The sequence below is a fragment of the Streptomyces sp. B1I3 genome (genome assembly GCF_030816615.1).
Lineage (GTDB): Bacteria > Actinomycetota > Actinomycetes > Streptomycetales > Streptomycetaceae > Streptomyces.
The window spans coordinates 3,742,501-3,757,965 of the sequence record NZ_JAUSYD010000001.1 but is presented as its reverse complement, the minus strand read 5'-3'; the positions used below and the strand labels follow the sequence as shown (position 1 = coordinate 3,757,965).

Below are 15,465 nucleotides of genomic sequence, written 5' to 3'. Positions count from 1 at the left end.
CGGGGCGGCCTGCCGGTGCGCCCCGAAGGTTCCGAGGGCCCAGCGGTGCGAGGCCGGATTCCGGGACGGTCCGTGGCTGCCCGGGGTGAAACGCGCGGTCGTTCCGCGAGCGGAGAATGGCTGAATCGCGTCGGTCGGCCGGGGCGTTGCGGAGTCGGTCGGCTATGGCCGGATCGCGTCGGTTCCGTAGCGCAGGCGGCATCGCACCCTGAGAGGGGCCCGTGCGGTACAACTCGCCGGAACGGCAGCCGCGTTGCGGGAGGCCCAGGGGGGCCGCACCGTGGCCTTTGCCAGGGGCGCATGCGCATCCGGTGTGCGCCGCCCGTACCCCCTCCCGGGCGCCGTTGTCGTGGCAGCATGTCCCGTAACGGCGTTCCCGTGTCCTGGTGCGCCGGTTCGTCCACAGCCTGTGGAGGCGGCGATGCGTTGGTTGGTGGGATGGAGCAGTATCGCCGCGAGCTTCGGCACCGTCGGCTCGGTCGGCCGGCAGGGGGAGGAGCGCACCGTCCACCCCGTGGGGTCCCAACTCCTGTGGGGCGACCCGGATCCCCTCTGGGCCGTGGGTGACTGGCGGCCGGACGAGATCCGTGTCATCACGGTCGCGACGCCCCAGGGCGCGCCCACCGCCCGGCTCGCGGTACTCGGCTGCTGCGGAGCCACCGACGAACAGCTCCGCGTCGGCCTGCTGGCCGCGCGCGGCGGAGCGCTGCGGCACCTCACGGCCTGGGCGGGCAGCTACACGGCCGTCGTGCAGATCGGCCGCCGCATCACCGTGGCCGGAGACCTCGCCGGAGCCCGCCCCGTCTTCCACACCCCCTGGGCCAACGGCACCGCGTACGCCACCGCCGCCCTGCCGCTCGCCGACCTCATCGAGGCCCAGCTGGACATCGGGCACCTGGCAGCGTTGCTCGCCTGCCCCGAGACGCCTGAGGCCCTCGGTGACGGCACGCCGTACGAGGGGGTGAAGCGTGTCCCGCCAGGGCACGCGCTGATCCTGCGGGAGGGCTCGCGCGAGGTCACCGGATACGAGGCGGTGGCCTCGCTCGCCGTCGCGGCGGCCCAGATCGACCCGGTGAGTGCCGTGGAGGGCGTGCGGGACGCCCTGGTCGAAGCCGTACGTGCCCGGCTCACCGCCCCGCGCCACGCCCCCGAGACCCTGCCGCCCGACCCCGGGCCCGTCCCCGGCATGGGCCCCGCCGACCGCCGCGCGGCGCGGGGAGCGCCCGTCCCCGGCATCGGGGCGGACCTCTCCGGCGGCAGCGCGTCCGCCACCCTCGCCCTGCTGGCCGCCGGGCTGCCGGGGCTGCCGGGCACCGTCCTCGGCCACGGAACGGGGGCCGGCGAGCGGCTGCTGGCCGTCACCTTCAACGACCTGACCGCGCAGGATCTCGAGGACGAGATGGAGCGCGCCCGCGTCATCGCCTCCAACCCCCGCCTCCACCACGTGGTCGTCGCGGCGGGCGAGGAGGCCCTGCCGTACGCGGCCCTGGACAACGGCCCACTCACCGACGAGCCCGCGCCCACCCTCGTCGTCGCCGAGCGCCACCGCCGCCGGCTGGCCGCAGGGAGCGCCGACCACTTCGTCGGCCACGGAGCCCGCGAGGTGCTCGACGCGCACCCCGCGCGGCTGGCCGACCTCCTCATGGACCGGCGCAGACGTCATCTCCTGCGTCCCGTCGCCGCGCTCGCCAGGGCCGAAGGGGCCTCCGCGCACTCCTTGTTCGTCCCGCTCGCCGTGTACCGCGCCGCTCGCAGACTGGCCCGTACGTCCTACCGTTCCGGACTCGAGACGGCGGCGGGCCTGCTGCCCGACGCCAACCGTTACGCCCCCGACCTCGCCACCCCCGCGGACGCCTCGCTCGCCTCCCTCGCCTGGTCCCGGCCCGGCCCGGCCGCGCGCTGGCTCACGGGGGAGGCACTCGCGGAAGTATCGGTTCGCCTTCAGGAGGCGGCGATCCGGCCGACGTCGGTGCAGCGGCCGGGTGAGGCCCGGGCCCGTGCGGCGCTCGCCCGGCACGCGGCCGGTCAGCGGATCCTCGAACAGGCGGCGGAGATCCGCAGCCAGCGGCTGCACGCCCCGTTCCTCGACAACCAGGTCGTACGGGCCGCCCGGGCCCTGCCCGAATCGCTGCGGGTCCAGCCGGGTGCCCGGGCCGCGATCCTGCGCCGGGTGCTCGGGGGCGCGGGCATCCACGACCTGCCGCCCGGCTGGGGCACCCCCTCCCAGGCCACCTCGACCGCGGCGGGCCGCATCGGGCTGCGCACCGCGCTCCCGGAGCTGATCGCCCTCTTCGACGCCCCGCTGCTGGCCGACGCGGGCCTGATCGAGGCACGCGTCGTGCGCAAGGCGCTGCGCGCGGCGTCCGAGGGCGAGCCCCTCCCCCTGGACGGCCTGGCCGAACTCGCCTCCACCGAGCTGTGGCTCCGCCGGCTGGTCAACCGCCGGGGCACCTGCTGGACCGGCACCGCGGCCCCGCGCCAACGAGCGGTGGCCGGCGGAGTGGTCCCGGCCCGCCGGACACTGCAGCCGTAGCGACCGCCACGCGCCTGCCCGAAGGCACCCGGCGGCCTGCTTCCGGGAACGCGGACGCGTCTCACGGGCGCCCGGCGGCGTCCGTGGCGGGGGCGGGGCGGTCCTGCTCGCCCGCGCCCGCCGGCCTGACCGGACGCACCGACGGCCACGAGCGGCCACCGGCCGCCGAGGCCGGGGCGCCCGCGCGTGGCGGCGGGAGTGGTGCCGGGGTGTGGTGCCGGGGGTGGTGCCGGGGGTGGTGCCGGGGCGCGCCGAAAACCCCCGGGCCTCCGTGGTCCGCCCCGGGACACAATGACCTCGTGCGGTACCTGATCCTGGGCGTCACCGAGGCGCGAGACGAACACGGCGGCCTGCTGCCCGTCGGCGGCGCGCGGCTGCGCACCCTCCTCGCGGCACTCGCCCTGCGCGCCGGCCGTCCCGCGACGGTGGACGGGCTCATCGACGAGGTGTGGGCCGGTGATGCCCCGGACGACGCCCTCGGAGCGCTCCAGGCACTCGTCGGCCGGCTGCGCCGCGCCCTCGGCAGGGGGACGGTCGTCGGTGTCCCCGGTGGCTACCGGCTCGACGCGGGGCCCGACGACATCGACCTGTACGTCTTCGAGCGCCTGGCCCGCCGGGGCGCCGCGGAACTCGACTCCGGCGACCCCGGCTCCGCCGCGCACACCCTGCGTTCCGCCCTCGCCCTGTGGCGGGGACCGGCGTTCGCCGACCTCCCCGGTCACGCGCGCGACCACGGGCCACGGGCCGAGGCCCACCGGCTCGCCGCCGTACGGCAGCGCATCGAGGCCGACCTGCGGCGCGGGGCCACGGTGGGCCTCGTGCCCGAGCTCAGGGAACTGACGGCCGCCCACCCCTTCCACGAGCCCCTGCACGCCCAGCTGCTCCGGGCCTTGAGGGCCGAGGGCAGGCAGGCCGACGCGCTCGTCGCCTACGAGGACGCCCGCCGGGCTCTGGCCGACGGCCTGGGCACCGACCCGGGGCCCGAACTCACCGCTCTGCACAGGGAACTCCTCGCTCCCGCAGGACCCCACCCGGAGCCACAAGAACCACAGGTGCCACAGGGACCGCAGGGGGACCCCGGCCTCGCGTACCCGGGAGGCACATACCCGGGAAGTTTTTCGGACGTGCCCGAGGGCAACATCCGCCCCCGGCTCACCTCCTTCGTCGGCCGCGAACCGGAACTCCGCGCCATCCGCTCCGATCTGGCCCGCGCCCGCCTGGTCACCCTCACCGGCCCCGGAGGTTCGGGCAAGACCCGGCTGGCCGAGGAGTCGGCGGACGGCTACGGCGCGTGGATCGTCGAACTCGCCCCGCTCGACGATCCCTCCGCCGTACCCGGAGCCGTCCTTTCCGCGCTCGGTCTGCGCGAGACGACGCTCCTGCGCGACAGCGCACGGGAGAGGATCGCCCCGCCCTCCGACCCCACCGAACGGCTGGTGGAACACCTGTCCCACCGCTCCCGTCACCGCCCGTTCCTGCTGGTGCTGGACAACTGCGAGCACGTCATCGACGCGGCGGCGGCCCTCGCGGAGACCCTCCTCACCCACTGTCCCCGGCTGCGCGTCCTCGCCACCAGCCGCGAACCCCTCGGGGTACCCGGCGAAGCCGTACGCCCGGTGGGCCCCCTTCCCCCGGACCCCGCGCACCGCCTCTTCGCCGAGCGCGCCCGCGCCGTCCGGCCGGACTTCGATCCGGCAGCGGAAGCGGCGGAGAACCCGCGGGCCATAGCCGAGATCTGCCGCCGTCTCGACGGGCTGCCGCTCGCCATCGAACTGGCCGCCGCCCGGCTCCGGCTCCTCACCCCGCGCCAGATCGCGGACCGCCTCGACGACCGTTTCCGGTGGCTGAGCAGCGGGAGCCGCACCGTACTGCCCCGCCAGCAGACCCTCCGGGCGGTCGTGGACTGGTCCTGGGACCTGCTGTCCGAGGAGGAGCGGACCGTCCTGCGGCAGGTCTCCGTCTTCGCCGGCGGCTGGGACCTGGCCGCCGCCGAGGCGGTGACCGCCGGAGCGGAGTCGGCCTCCCTGCTCGGCGCCCTCGTCGACAAGTCACTCGTCGTCGCCACCCCCACCGGGACCGGCGACATGCGCTACCGCCTCCTGGAGACGATTCACGAGTACGCCTCCGAACGGGCGGCCGAAACCCCCGGTCTGCGGGCCGCGGCCGCCTCGGCGCACACCGAGTACTTCACCGCGCTGGCCGAGAAGGCCGATCCCCTGCTCCGCACCGGTGGCCAACTCCCCTGGGTCGGAAGGCTGGAGACGGAGCTCGACAACCTGCGCGCCGCGCTGCACCGCACAGCCGTCACCGTTCCCTCCGAGCCGTCGGCGCTGCGCCTGGTGCTCGGCATGGGCTGGTTCTGGTGCCTGCGCAACTACCGCACGGAGGGCCTCGCCTGGGCCGACCGTGCCGCCGGTCTCGGGGAGGACCCACAGGACCCGGCCGACCCCCGCTACTGGCCGCGGATGCACCTGCACATGCTGCGTTTCTTCCTCGCGGTGGAGAGCCGGCCGGCCGACACCATCCACGAGGACGACGCGTTCCAGGCCCTGATCGGCCGAGTGGCCGAGGTCTTCGGCGCGGGGGGCCCGGAGGCCGCCCGTTTTCCCGGACTGCTGTGGCCGATGACCTCGTACATGCGCCGCGAGTACACCCCGGACGTGCACGCCCAGTTCGACGCGGCCGTGCGGAACACCCGGGCGCACGGCGGTGAGTGGGAGTACGGCGTCACCCTGACGTACCGGACCCACATGCTGGTGGACACCCCGCAGGGCATGGCCGGTCTCGACGAGGACCTCGCCGAGCTGCGCGTACTGAGCCGCCGGGTCGGCGACCGCTATCTGCGCGCCCAGGTCGCGAGCGCCTGTGCCGAGGCGGGCATGGCGCGGGGACGGTACGAGGAGTCGCGGGCGGCCTACCAGGAGGCACTGGAGCTTGCCCGGGAGGTCGGGGCCCATGCGGAACTACCGTTCCTCGTCGGCCGCCTCGCCGAACTCTCCTACCAGGCCGGTGACCTGGAGGCGGCGAGGAAGGGCTTGGACGAGGCGGAGGCGGAGGCGGAACGGCAGCACGTTCTGGACGCCCATGCCTACGTGGGCTTCCTGCGGGCCGCGATCGCGCTCACGGCCGGGGAGATCCCCGAGGCGCGGCGCTTCGTGGACTCCGTGCGGTCCGCCCAGGTCTACGGCAGCCGGCCGGTGCAGTTCGAGGCGGCCGTCGCGGGGCTGTCCGCGCGCATCAGCGTCCACGAACCCTCGGGCGGCCCCGCGGCCGGGCTGCACGGCATGACCGAGGCGCTGCGCATGGCCGTGGCCGCCGGCTGCCCGGAGGCCGCCACGGCCCATCTGGCCGAGGCGGCCGGGATCACGCTGCCGCTGCTGGGCCTGTTCGCGGAGTCGGCCCGTATCCTCGCCGCGTCCCAGACCTGGCGGGTGAACGGCTCGCGGTCGGCGGTGGAGGAGGCCGAGGTGGCGACGGTGCTCGAGGAACTGCACGCCGCACTCGGGCCCCGGCTGTACGAAAGGCAGCTCGCCACAGGGCGCGCTCTGACACCGGAGCGGGTCGTGGACCTGCTGACCCGTCTCACCGGGCAGATCAGCGACAGCTGATCACCGATTCCGCCCAGTCGGCCAGGGCCACCCCACCGAACCGCTCCGCGGGCTCCACGACGAGCCGGACGGTCTGCCGGCCGTCGATGCCGACGCCCACGCGTACCGCGGGGTCGCCGCCGCGCAGCACGGGGGATTCCCAGAGCCGCATCCCGTCCCCGGCGCCGTGTCCGTCCCCGCCGAACACGGAGAAGCGCACCGAGCCGAGCCCCTTCGTCATGTCGTCGACGCCGACCATCGCCTCGAAGCGGGTGCACGGACGGTTGAGCCGGATGGTGACCGACGAGTGGGCGTGGATGGTCACGCCGTGCGCGTATGTCGTGGAGCCGATCGACAGCCCCGAACGCTGCCAGAACACGCCCCTGCTCTGCCCGAGGAGTATCTCCGGCGCGGTGTGGTCTCCGGTGACCGAGTACGCCAGCTCGTTCACCCGGAAGGGCTTCGGGGCCGGGGCCGGGGGCGCGGGTGGCTCCGGAGTGGGCTTCGGCGCGGGTGGTTCCGGTGGGGGTTTCGGGGCGGGCGGTTCGGGCCGTGCGGTCGCCGGCTCCGTGGCCGGCGGCGTGGGTGCCGGGCTGGGCGTCGGGCTGGATGTCGGGGTGGCATCCGGTACGGGCGGCGGCGCGAGCACCGGGGCGGCGGGAGATTCCGGCTCCACCCTCGGCGGGGGAGCCGGCGACGGCACAACGGGGGCCACCACCGGCGGCCTGGCCGCCGGCTCGGACACGGGGGCCGGACGGTCGTCGCCGACCAGCGCCCACACCAGCCCGGCCGCGACCGCGACGGCCACCGCCGCGGCAATACCTGCCTTCGCGGGCGCGCCGAGCCCTTCCGCGACGGCTGCCCCACCGGCCGTGCTTCCGGAGGAGGTGCTGCCCGTGGCCGCCGCGGCTGCCCCGGCCCCTGCCGCCCCCGCTGCTCCGCCCGCCACGATGCCGGCCGCCTTGACGGTGTAACCCGCGGCGAACCAGCCGATGACGGCGACGGGGAGCAGGGCCGGAATCCCGGCGTTCACGCCGGCCAGTTCACCGGCTGCGATCCGGCACTTCGCGCACTCGTCGAGATGCTTGCGGAGCCCGCGCTCTGCCCTGGTCCGCAGGCCGCCCCTGGCGTGGGCGCCGAGCCGGTCCGCGTACCGGGCGCAGTCACCACCGGAGGTCAGCGCCTGGCTCACGTGCGCCTGCAGGTAGGCCTGCTTGAGGCCCTCGCGGGCCCGGACGGCCAGGACCGCCGTCGCGTTCGGTGTCAGCCCGAACAGCGGGGCGACCTCGCTCGGTGACTCCTCCTCGACAGTGGTGTGCCACAACACGGCCTGCCAGCGCTCCGGCAGACTGCGGAACGCCTGCACGGCCATCGACCTGTCCGCCTCGCGCATGGCCCGGACATCGGCGCCGAGATCGACGGTGTCGGCCTGCGAGAGCTCGGAGGAACGGGTGGCCTGGGCGGCGAACGCCGCGAAGTCGTCGACCAGGTGCTCGCGCTTCGCGCTCCTCGTCCAGGCGGCGGCGACGTGCCGGACGGCGGTCATGAGGTACGCCCGGACGGCTTCCGAGGGGCCCTTCCCGCCGCGGACCGCCTGCAATGTCCGTGCGAACACCTCGGCCGTCAGGTCCTCGGCGGTGTGCGCGTCGCGGCAGCAGGTGCGGGCATAGCGGCGGACCGCGTCCGCATGGCGCCGGAACAGCTCCTCGTACGCACGGTCGTCGCCGGCCCGCATTCCCTCGATCAACTGGGCGTCCGACGGCCCGGTCTCGGCGGATCCCCGCCGTCCCTCCCGTTGGAGGGGCACGGCGTGCGCCGCATCGGACTCCACGGAGGTGCTGATGTCCACAGGCACCGCCTCCGTGGAGTTACCGGCGTCTAAAGGCACCGCCGCCTCCGGGGAGTTACCGGCGTCCACGGGCACCGGCCAGGGGCCCGGCAGCACGGTGCCGCCCTCGTCGGGACCGGCCGTTCGGCCGGTCCCGGACCGGCTCGGCACCTGTTCCGTGTGCGGCACACCGGTCCGGGTGGCTGCGCCCGCTGCAGCGGCACCGTCGGCCGGTTCTCCCTGCTGCGCATTACCGCTCATCGCGGAAGCCCCCGTGTACACCCTTCGGACCCGAATACCGGGCAAGAGTGCCACAGAGCCCTACCGCGGCGAACCCTTCGGCGGGGCAACCACTCGTCCGGGGCGTCTTCCCGCACAAGGACGCGTGACGTCACCCCATCGGGGAGCCGACCGGGCGGCGTCACACCTTCCGGCCGCGCCGGTGCCCGTCCGGCGGGGACGCCCCCGCCCGGCCGGGGACCCGCCGGGCCCCTACGCGGGCCGGGACCGCAGACCCTCCAGCAGGATGTCCAGCAGACGTGCCGAGGCGGCGGCGTGGTGCGCGGGGTCCGGCAGCGCCGGTGCCGCCGTGGCGATGACCAGCAACACGTCGGCCACCGTCACATCGCCCCGCAACTCCCCCGACTCGCGCGCCCGGTCGACCAGCCGGCCCACGACCTCGAGCAGTTCGGCCACGCCCGGATCGTCGTCGAGCACCTCCCCGGCACCCGCACGCTGCGCGACCATCCGGAGCCCGGGCTGCCCGTCCCCCTGCCGCTGATGCGGAACCCGCGTCTCACCGTCGTCCTGCGGCGAACCCGGCGCGGCGGCCGGCTCCTCGGCGTCGCCCCCGACCCGCAGCACCTGCGGCGGCAGCAGCCGTCCCGCTCCCGAGGCCACGGAGGTCCGCAGGAAACGGGAGAGAGCCGACCAGGGCTCCTCCTCCTGCCCCAGTGCCGTCCGCGCCTGATCGGTGAGCCGAGAGGTCTCCTCGTCGGCTATTCGGCGCACGAGCACGTCCTTGCTCGGGAAACGCCGGTAGACGGTGCCGACCCCGACCCGTGCGCGGCGAGCCACGTCCTCCATCGGCGCGCCGTAGCCCAGTTCACCGAACACCTCACGCGCGGCGCGCAGGACGTGTTCCAGATTGCGCTGCGCGTCCACGCGGAGCGGGGCCGAGCGCGGCCCGCTTCCCGCCGCGGCGACCGCCCCGGCCAGTCCTACGGAGCTCAGCCGCCCATGGCCCTCCGCTGAAGAGGCGACAGCGTTCTGCCCATGAAAATCCTGAATGTGCATAACTTCCCCCGGTTATGACGTCTCCCCCCGGAGACTTCCCCGCCGTGTCAGTCGGTGTGCGGATCTTCGTCCGAATCCGACACCCCGACGGGGTACGAACATAGTTGAGCCCGGGTCAATTCAGAAGGGGGTAGTTCCGCATGGAGCGCCCCCCGATCGGAGCAAGAGCCGGGTGAACCCTGATTCGCCTCCTGGCGGCACACCCTCCCGCCGCGTCTGACCTGCGCAGCTGCCGCGATACGCGGTGATTTCCTCCCGACGCGCCGGCGACGGGCTCCGGTCACACAATTTGCCGGGCCTGTGGACAAACACCGGACTCCGTTGCGTCATGGGATGGTGATGGCTCCAGATTCCCGGGGAACGACCCCCGGCACCCGGCCCAGTGTGCGCATTCTCGTCGTCGGCGGCGGCTACGTCGGGATGTACACCGCGCTGCGTCTCCAGCGGAAACTGGGGCAGAGACTCAGGAGCGGCGAGGCCGAGGTCGTGGTCGTCACGCCTGAGCCCTACATGACGTACCAGCCGTTCCTGCCCGAGGCGGCGGCCGGCTCGATCTCCCCCCGGCACGTCGTCGTACCGCTGCGCCGGGTCCTCAAGCACTGCACGATCGTCATCGGCGAGGCGGAACGCATCGACCACGCCAAGCGCACCGCCACGGTCACGACGCTCGCCACCGGCGAGGACGGAACCGGCGCCCTGGAAATTCCGTACGACGAGATCGTCGTCGCGCCTGGCTCCGTCTCGCGCACCCTTCCGGTCCCCGGCCTCGCCGACGTCGGCATCGGCTTCAAGACCGTCGAGGAGGCCATCGGCCTGCGCAACCACGTCATCGAACAGATGGACATCGCGTCGGCCACCCGGGACCCCGCGATCCGCGACGCGGCCCTCACCTTCGTCTTCGTCGGCGGCGGTTACGCGGGGGTCGAGGCCCTCGCCGAGCTCGAGGACATGGCCCGCTACACCTCGCGGTACTACCACAACATCAAGCCCACGGACCTGCGGTGGATCCTGGTCGAGGCGACCGGCCGCATCCTGCCCGAAGTCGGCGAGGCCATGGGGAAGTACGCGGTCAGGGAACTGCGCGGCCGCAACATCGACGTGCGGCTCGACACCCGGCTCGACAGCTGCGAGGGCCGTATCGCGGTCCTCAGCGACGGCTCCCGCTTCCCGACCCGGACCCTGGTGTGGACCGCGGGCGTCAAACCGGCGCCGATCCTCGCCGCCACCGACCTGCCCCTCGACGAGCGGGGCCGGATCCGCTGCACCGCCGCCCTCTCCGTGGACGGTGCCGAGCACGCCTGGGCCGCGGGGGACGCGGCTGCCGTACCCGACCTCACCTCCTCCGAGCCCGGGACGCAGACCGCTCCGAACGCCCAGCACGCAGTGCGTCAGGCCAAGGTCCTCGCGGAGAACATCGTCGCCACCCTTGCCGGACGGCCGACCCAGGACTACCGGCACTCCTACGTCGGGTCCGTCGCCTCGCTGGGACTGCACAAGGGCGTCGCCCACGTCTACGGCCGGAAGCTCAAGGGGTACCCGGCCTGGCTCATGCACCGCGTCTACCACCTCAGCAGGGTGCCGACGTTCAACCGGAAGGCGCGTGTCCTTGCCGAGTGGACCCTGGCCGGACTGTTCAAGCGGGAGATCGTCTCCCTCGGTTCACTCGAACACCCGCGCGCGGAATTCGCCCTCGCGGCCGGTGGCCACACCCATCCGGCGCATCCTGGGAGCGAGAAACCCCTGGGAGGTCCCGGGAGCGGGGAGCACCCGACGCGACCCGGGGACAACCCACCGGGGGACGACGGCCGGCCGGCAGCTTCCGGCTGATCAGCGGCCCCGGCCGACTGCGCCCCGGCCGCCGGGCCCGGCACAGCTCCTTACGGGACAGCCGGACGTCAGCCGCCGGACGGGTGCCGTACGGCGACTGTCAGTACGGTCGGTCACACTGGGCGTGTGACCATAGGTATGGCCACACCTGCACAGAGTGACCCGGTCGGCAGTCACCTACAGTGACCGGCAGCGCCGACCGACAGCGCCTCCCCGGGACCCCGCCCTGGTGCCCCGGGCCCGGCAGGAGACCGGCGGGGACCGGCACGGCACCAGCAGACGAAGCAGCTCGCCCGAGCGGACCAGACCGACACACGAGGCCAGAAATTCCGTGAACTTCACGCGCTGGAGCGCCCGCCTTCCCGGAACACAGCGTCGAGCCGCCGCGCGGGACGACCACAGTTCCGTCCCCGCAGCCCGCGCGGAGTCCGTACGTCCGAAGACCGCGCCCGTGCCGGACGAGACCCCGGCCACCCCCGCCCCGGCACCCGGCCCCTCCCTGGATGCCCTCCCCGCGGAGGAGATCCTCGGCCGCCTTCCGGCCCCGGTCGCGCTGCTCCACGGCCCCGAGCACCGCATCACCTACGTGAACGACGCCTACGCGGCCGCCTTCGGCCCCCGCCCGTGCGGCGTCCCCGCCGCCGAGGCCATGCCCGAACTCGCCGAGCTCAGCCTGCTGCCCCTCCTGGACCAGGTCCTGCGCAGCGGTACTCCCCGTACGGTCAAGTCCCGCAAGGTCCTCGCCGGCAACTCCTACACCGTGACCTGCACGCCCGTGGCCATCGGCGACGCGAGGGGTGCCGGCGGCGCGGCGGGGGAAGCGGGCGTCCTCGTCTACGCCACCGACGTCACGGACCACGCGGAAGCGGCGGAGCGGCTGCGCGCCAGTGAACGGCGCCACCGCGAAACGGCCGTCACGCTCCAGCGATCCCTGCTCCCGCAGGACCTCGAACAACCCGACGACCTGCGGATCGCCGCCACCTACCAGCCCGGCGGCACGGACGCGGCGGTCGGCGGCGACTGGTACGACGTCATCACCCTCGGCGCCGGGCGCACCGCGCTCGTCATCGGCGACGTGATGGGTCGCGGCGTACGCGCTGCCGCCGTCATGGGCCAGCTCCGAACCGCCGTCCGCGCCTACGCCCGCCTCGACCTGCCGCCCCACGAGGTCCTCCAGCTCCTGGACGTCCTCGCCTCCGAGATCGACGCCAGCCAGATCGCCACCTGCGTCTACGCGGTCCACGACCCCAACGAGGGACACCTCGTGCACGCCTCCGCGGGGCACCTCCCGATCCTCGTGTGCGACGAGGACGGCACGGTCCGCCGCGCCGCGGAGCCGACCGGCCCCCCGCTCGGCACGGGCGGGTGGGTCCACACGTCCGGGACGATCGCCCTGCCGCCAGGGTCCACGGCCGTCCTCTACACGGACGGGCTGGTCGAGCGCCGTGGTGAGGACATCGACGAGGGGGTCGCCTCCCTGGAGCGCGCCCTGTCCGGCGCCAAGGGGTCGCCCCAGGTCGTCTGCGACCGGCTCATCCGCTCCCAGGGGGTGACCGCGGAGCACGACGACGACGTAGCCGTACTCGTCGTGCAGCACCCGGCACGGACGGGGACGAGCGCGGAGCTGTTCCACAACGCCTCGCTCGAACTGCTCGGCGGCATCGAGGCGGCGCCCCGCGCCCGTGCCTTCGCCACCGGCGTCCTGACATCCTGGCGCTTCCCCATGGAGCTCTGCGACCTCGGTGTTCTCGCCGCGAGCGAACTCGTGGCGAACTCCCTCCAGCACGGCACCCCGCCCATGCGTCTGGGTCTGCGCCGCACGGACCGCCGGCTGATCATCGAGGTGACCGACGGGGACGACCACCTGCCGCGCCGCCGCCGCGCCGAGCCGGCGGACGAGGCGGGCCGCGGCATCTCGATCGTCGCGACGATCGCCTCGTCCTGGGGCAGCCGCCGCACGCCTGGAGGCGGGAAGGCGGTGTGGTGCGAGTTCACGCTGCCGGAATGAGCCCCGCCGGAGCCGTGGCTCAGTGAACGGCGGCGGGAGCCGTGACGGGCTCGCCGTCCGGCAGGGACACGGCCACCACACGTGAGGGCGCGGTCATGAGCGACGGCTTGTCCTGCACGGGTGTGAGCTGCCGCCCCAGCTTGAGGGCCAGCACGGTGATGCCGAGCGAGAACAGCACGAACGTCACGATGTACGGCCCGTGCAGCGAAGCGCCCATCGGGCCGCCCACGGCCGGTCCCACCGCCAGGGCCAGCTGCTTCACCAGCGCGAAGGCCGAGTTGTACTGCCCGACCATGGACTCAGGGGCCAGATCGGCGACGAGCGGCGCCACCGTCGGCGACAGCATCGCCTCACCGAGCCCGAACAGCGCGTACGTGGAGATCAACGCGGCCGTCGCCATGGTCCGGCTGCCGTGGCCGAGGCCCGCGTACCCGGCCACGATCCAGGCGAAGGCCCAGATGAGACCGACCCACGCGATGACCCGGCTGCGCCGCCGCCGCTCCACGAGGCGGAGTACGACGAACTGCGCGGCGACGATGACCGCCGTGTTCGCAGCCAGAGCGATGCCCAGGGTCGACGGGTCGATCCCGGCGGCCTCGGTGCCGTAGGCCGCGAGGCCCGACTCGAACTGTCCGTAGCAGGCGAAGAAGATCACGAAGCCCAGCACGCACAACTGCACCATGGCCCTGTGGGAGAGCAGCATCCGCAGCCCCGCCTTCGGCTCGCCGTCGCCGGTGGGCCTGGCGTCCGTGAGGGTCGGGGAGTGGGGCATGCGCACCGTGGCGGCGACGACGCCGAGCACCACGAACATCGCCGCTTCGATCAGGAACAGCAGGGTGAAGCTGGACGGCCGGTCGACGTCGACGAGCTGCCCGCCGACCAGGCCACCGATACCGAGGCCGAGGTTCTGCAGGAAGAACTGCATGGCGAAGGCACGGGTACGGGTCGTGGTGCTCGAGCACCACACCAGCATCGTCGCGAGCGCCGGCTGCATGACAGCCGTGCCCGCGCCGAGAACCGCGGCCGACAGGACCGCGGCCGTCACACTGCTCGCCACACCCAGGGCCGCGGCACCCGCGGCAGCCGCCGCGGCGGCGGTGACCAGTACGGGCAGCGGCCCGCGCCGGTCTATGGCACGACCGGTGAACGGCAGGACGGCCAGTGCCGCCACGGCGAAGACAGCCAGCACGACTCCCGCCGTGCCGGCACCGAGGTCCCGCACCTGCGCCACGTAGACGTACAGATACGGAACGGTGAACCCGAGGCCGAACGCGCTCAGCGCGCTCCCCACCTGGATCCGCCGCAGCGCTGCGCCCATCTCCCTGGTCACACTCACCTACCTCAAGACTCGAAGACGTTGAAGAACACGAACTCGTAGACTTTAGCACTAAAATTAGAAGGTGAACACTACAGCTCGAAGGACTTCGACGGCGATGCGCAGCGTGCGATACTGCCCGCCATGTCTGACACCTCCGAGCAGTCCGAGCTCCCCGAGCCGAGCCTGGACGAGCAGATCGCGGCCTACCAGCGGGAGTTCCGGGACCTCGACCCACAGGTCGAACAGGTCGTCTCGGCCCTGGGCCGGCTGAACCGCCGGATGAACGTGGCGTACGGCAGGCAGGTCGCCGCCCTCGGTATCAGCAACACCGAGTGGGAGGTCCTCAAGACCCTGGTCCTGGCCGGCTCTCCCTACCGCATGGGTCCGGGGGAGCTCGCGAAGCGCCTCGGCCTCACCCCGGCCGCGATGACCCACCGCATCGACCGTATGGCGGGCGAGGGCCTGGTCACCCGTGACAGGGACGAGAACAACCGGGTGCGCGTCATCGTCGAACTGACCGACGAGGGCCGTACGAAATGGCTCGAGGCGATGCGCATGGCCACCGCCTTCGAGGAGGACCTTCTCCAGGACCTCTCCGGCGACGAGCGCGGAGCCCTGGGCGAGATGCTGATCCGTCTCCTGCGCCGCGTGGAGCACGCGCAGCCCGACGCAGGCGGCCGGCTCACCGACCTGGATTGACCGGGCCAGGACGGGGCACGAGGAGGGGTTGACACCGCTCCTTCCCATCCGTAAGGTTCGTCGAGTTGTCACGGAGCCGGTACGGATCCGTGTCGACCGATCCCGCCGCGTATGCGGCAACCAAACTCAGCACGACCTCCCATCGGGGAGAATTTCGGCATGCCGGAATTCAATTCGAAGGCCCGATTATGAGCCGCCGGGACAATCCGCTAGAGTTTGAGCGTCGGAACGGCCCAACCGCCGGGAAGACGAAACCCGCTGACTGGGAATCAGGACCGAAAGGATCTGATAGAGTCGGACTCGCCGGAAAGGGAAACGCGAAAGCGAAGAACTGGAAAGCGAAACAGCAGGAACCCGCTTCGGCCGGGA

The 15,465-nt window shown here is 73.4% G+C and carries 8 protein-coding genes; 5 read left to right on the top strand and 3 right to left on the bottom strand.

Going from position 1 to position 15,465, the window contains the following annotated elements; genetic code table 11:
• The first annotated feature begins 421 nt into the window (after positions 1 to 421).
• Together QFZ58_RS17180 and QFZ58_RS17175 are read left to right on the top strand one after the other, a co-directional pair.
• Positions 422 to 2,533, top strand: a complete 2,112-nt coding sequence (locus tag QFZ58_RS17180; RefSeq protein ID WP_307125797.1) for an asparagine synthase-related protein — start codon at positions 422 to 424, stop codon at positions 2,531 to 2,533.
• Between the two features lie 299 nt (positions 2,534 to 2,832).
• Positions 2,833 to 6,141: a BTAD domain-containing putative transcriptional regulator gene (locus tag QFZ58_RS17175; RefSeq protein ID WP_307125796.1), complete on the top strand. Its 3,309-nt coding sequence runs from the start codon at positions 2,833 to 2,835 to the stop codon at positions 6,139 to 6,141.
• On the opposite strand, the gene QFZ58_RS17170 is transcribed toward QFZ58_RS17175, so the two are convergent.
• Positions 6,128 to 8,209, bottom strand: a complete 2,082-nt coding sequence (locus tag QFZ58_RS17170) for a sigma-70 family RNA polymerase sigma factor (protein ID WP_307125795.1) — start codon at positions 8,207 to 8,209, stop codon at positions 6,128 to 6,130. The genes QFZ58_RS17175 and QFZ58_RS17170 overlap by 14 nt on opposite strands.
• A gap of 231 nt (positions 8,210 to 8,440) precedes the next feature.
• A complete protein-coding gene (locus QFZ58_RS17165) occupies positions 8,441 to 9,244 on the bottom strand; it encodes a TetR/AcrR family transcriptional regulator (RefSeq protein WP_307125794.1) in 804 nt (267 codons plus the stop codon).
• 333 nt (positions 9,245 to 9,577) lie between these two features.
• Between QFZ58_RS17165 and QFZ58_RS17160 the strand changes: the two genes are divergently transcribed.
• Together QFZ58_RS17160 and QFZ58_RS17155 are read left to right on the top strand one after the other, a co-directional pair.
• Positions 9,578 to 11,071 (top strand): NAD(P)/FAD-dependent oxidoreductase, encoded by a 1,494-nt coding sequence (locus QFZ58_RS17160; protein WP_307125793.1) that lies wholly within the window; start codon positions 9,578 to 9,580, stop codon positions 11,069 to 11,071.
• A gap of 331 nt (positions 11,072 to 11,402) precedes the next feature.
• A complete protein-coding gene (locus QFZ58_RS17155; protein WP_307125792.1) occupies positions 11,403 to 13,079 on the top strand; it encodes an ATP-binding SpoIIE family protein phosphatase in 1,677 nt (558 codons plus the stop codon).
• A 19-nt stretch (positions 13,080 to 13,098) separates the two neighbouring features.
• Here QFZ58_RS17155 and QFZ58_RS17150 read toward each other — a convergent pair whose 3' ends face one another.
• A complete protein-coding gene (locus QFZ58_RS17150) occupies positions 13,099 to 14,397 on the bottom strand; it encodes an MFS transporter (protein WP_307128898.1) in 1,299 nt (432 codons plus the stop codon).
• A 141-nt stretch (positions 14,398 to 14,538) separates the two neighbouring features.
• On the opposite strand from QFZ58_RS17150, the gene QFZ58_RS17145 reads away from it, so the two are divergent.
• Positions 14,539 to 15,096, top strand: a complete 558-nt coding sequence (locus QFZ58_RS17145; protein WP_307125791.1) for a MarR family winged helix-turn-helix transcriptional regulator — start codon at positions 14,539 to 14,541, stop codon at positions 15,094 to 15,096.
• Positions 15,097 to 15,465: the final 369 nt, after the last annotated feature.

What these genes read in the sequence shown, in the direction of transcription:
- QFZ58_RS17180 (WP_307125797.1), top strand. Translation starts at nt 422, where the DNA reads ATGCGTTGGTTGGTGGGATGGAGCAGTATCGCCGCGAGCTTCGGCACC.
- QFZ58_RS17170 (WP_307125795.1), bottom strand. Translation starts at nt 8,209, where the DNA reads ATGAGCGGTAATGCGCAGCAGGGAGAACCGGCCGACGGTGCCGCTGCA.
- QFZ58_RS17165 (WP_307125794.1), bottom strand. Translation starts at nt 9,244, where the DNA reads ATGCACATTCAGGATTTTCATGGGCAGAACGCTGTCGCCTCTTCAGCG.
- QFZ58_RS17160 (WP_307125793.1), top strand. Translation starts at nt 9,578, where the DNA reads ATGGTGATGGCTCCAGATTCCCGGGGAACGACCCCCGGCACCCGGCCC.
- QFZ58_RS17150 (WP_307128898.1), bottom strand. Translation starts at nt 14,397, where the DNA reads ATGGGCGCAGCGCTGCGGCGGATCCAGGTGGGGAGCGCGCTGAGCGCG.
- QFZ58_RS17145 (WP_307125791.1), top strand. Translation starts at nt 14,539, where the DNA reads ATGTCTGACACCTCCGAGCAGTCCGAGCTCCCCGAGCCGAGCCTGGAC.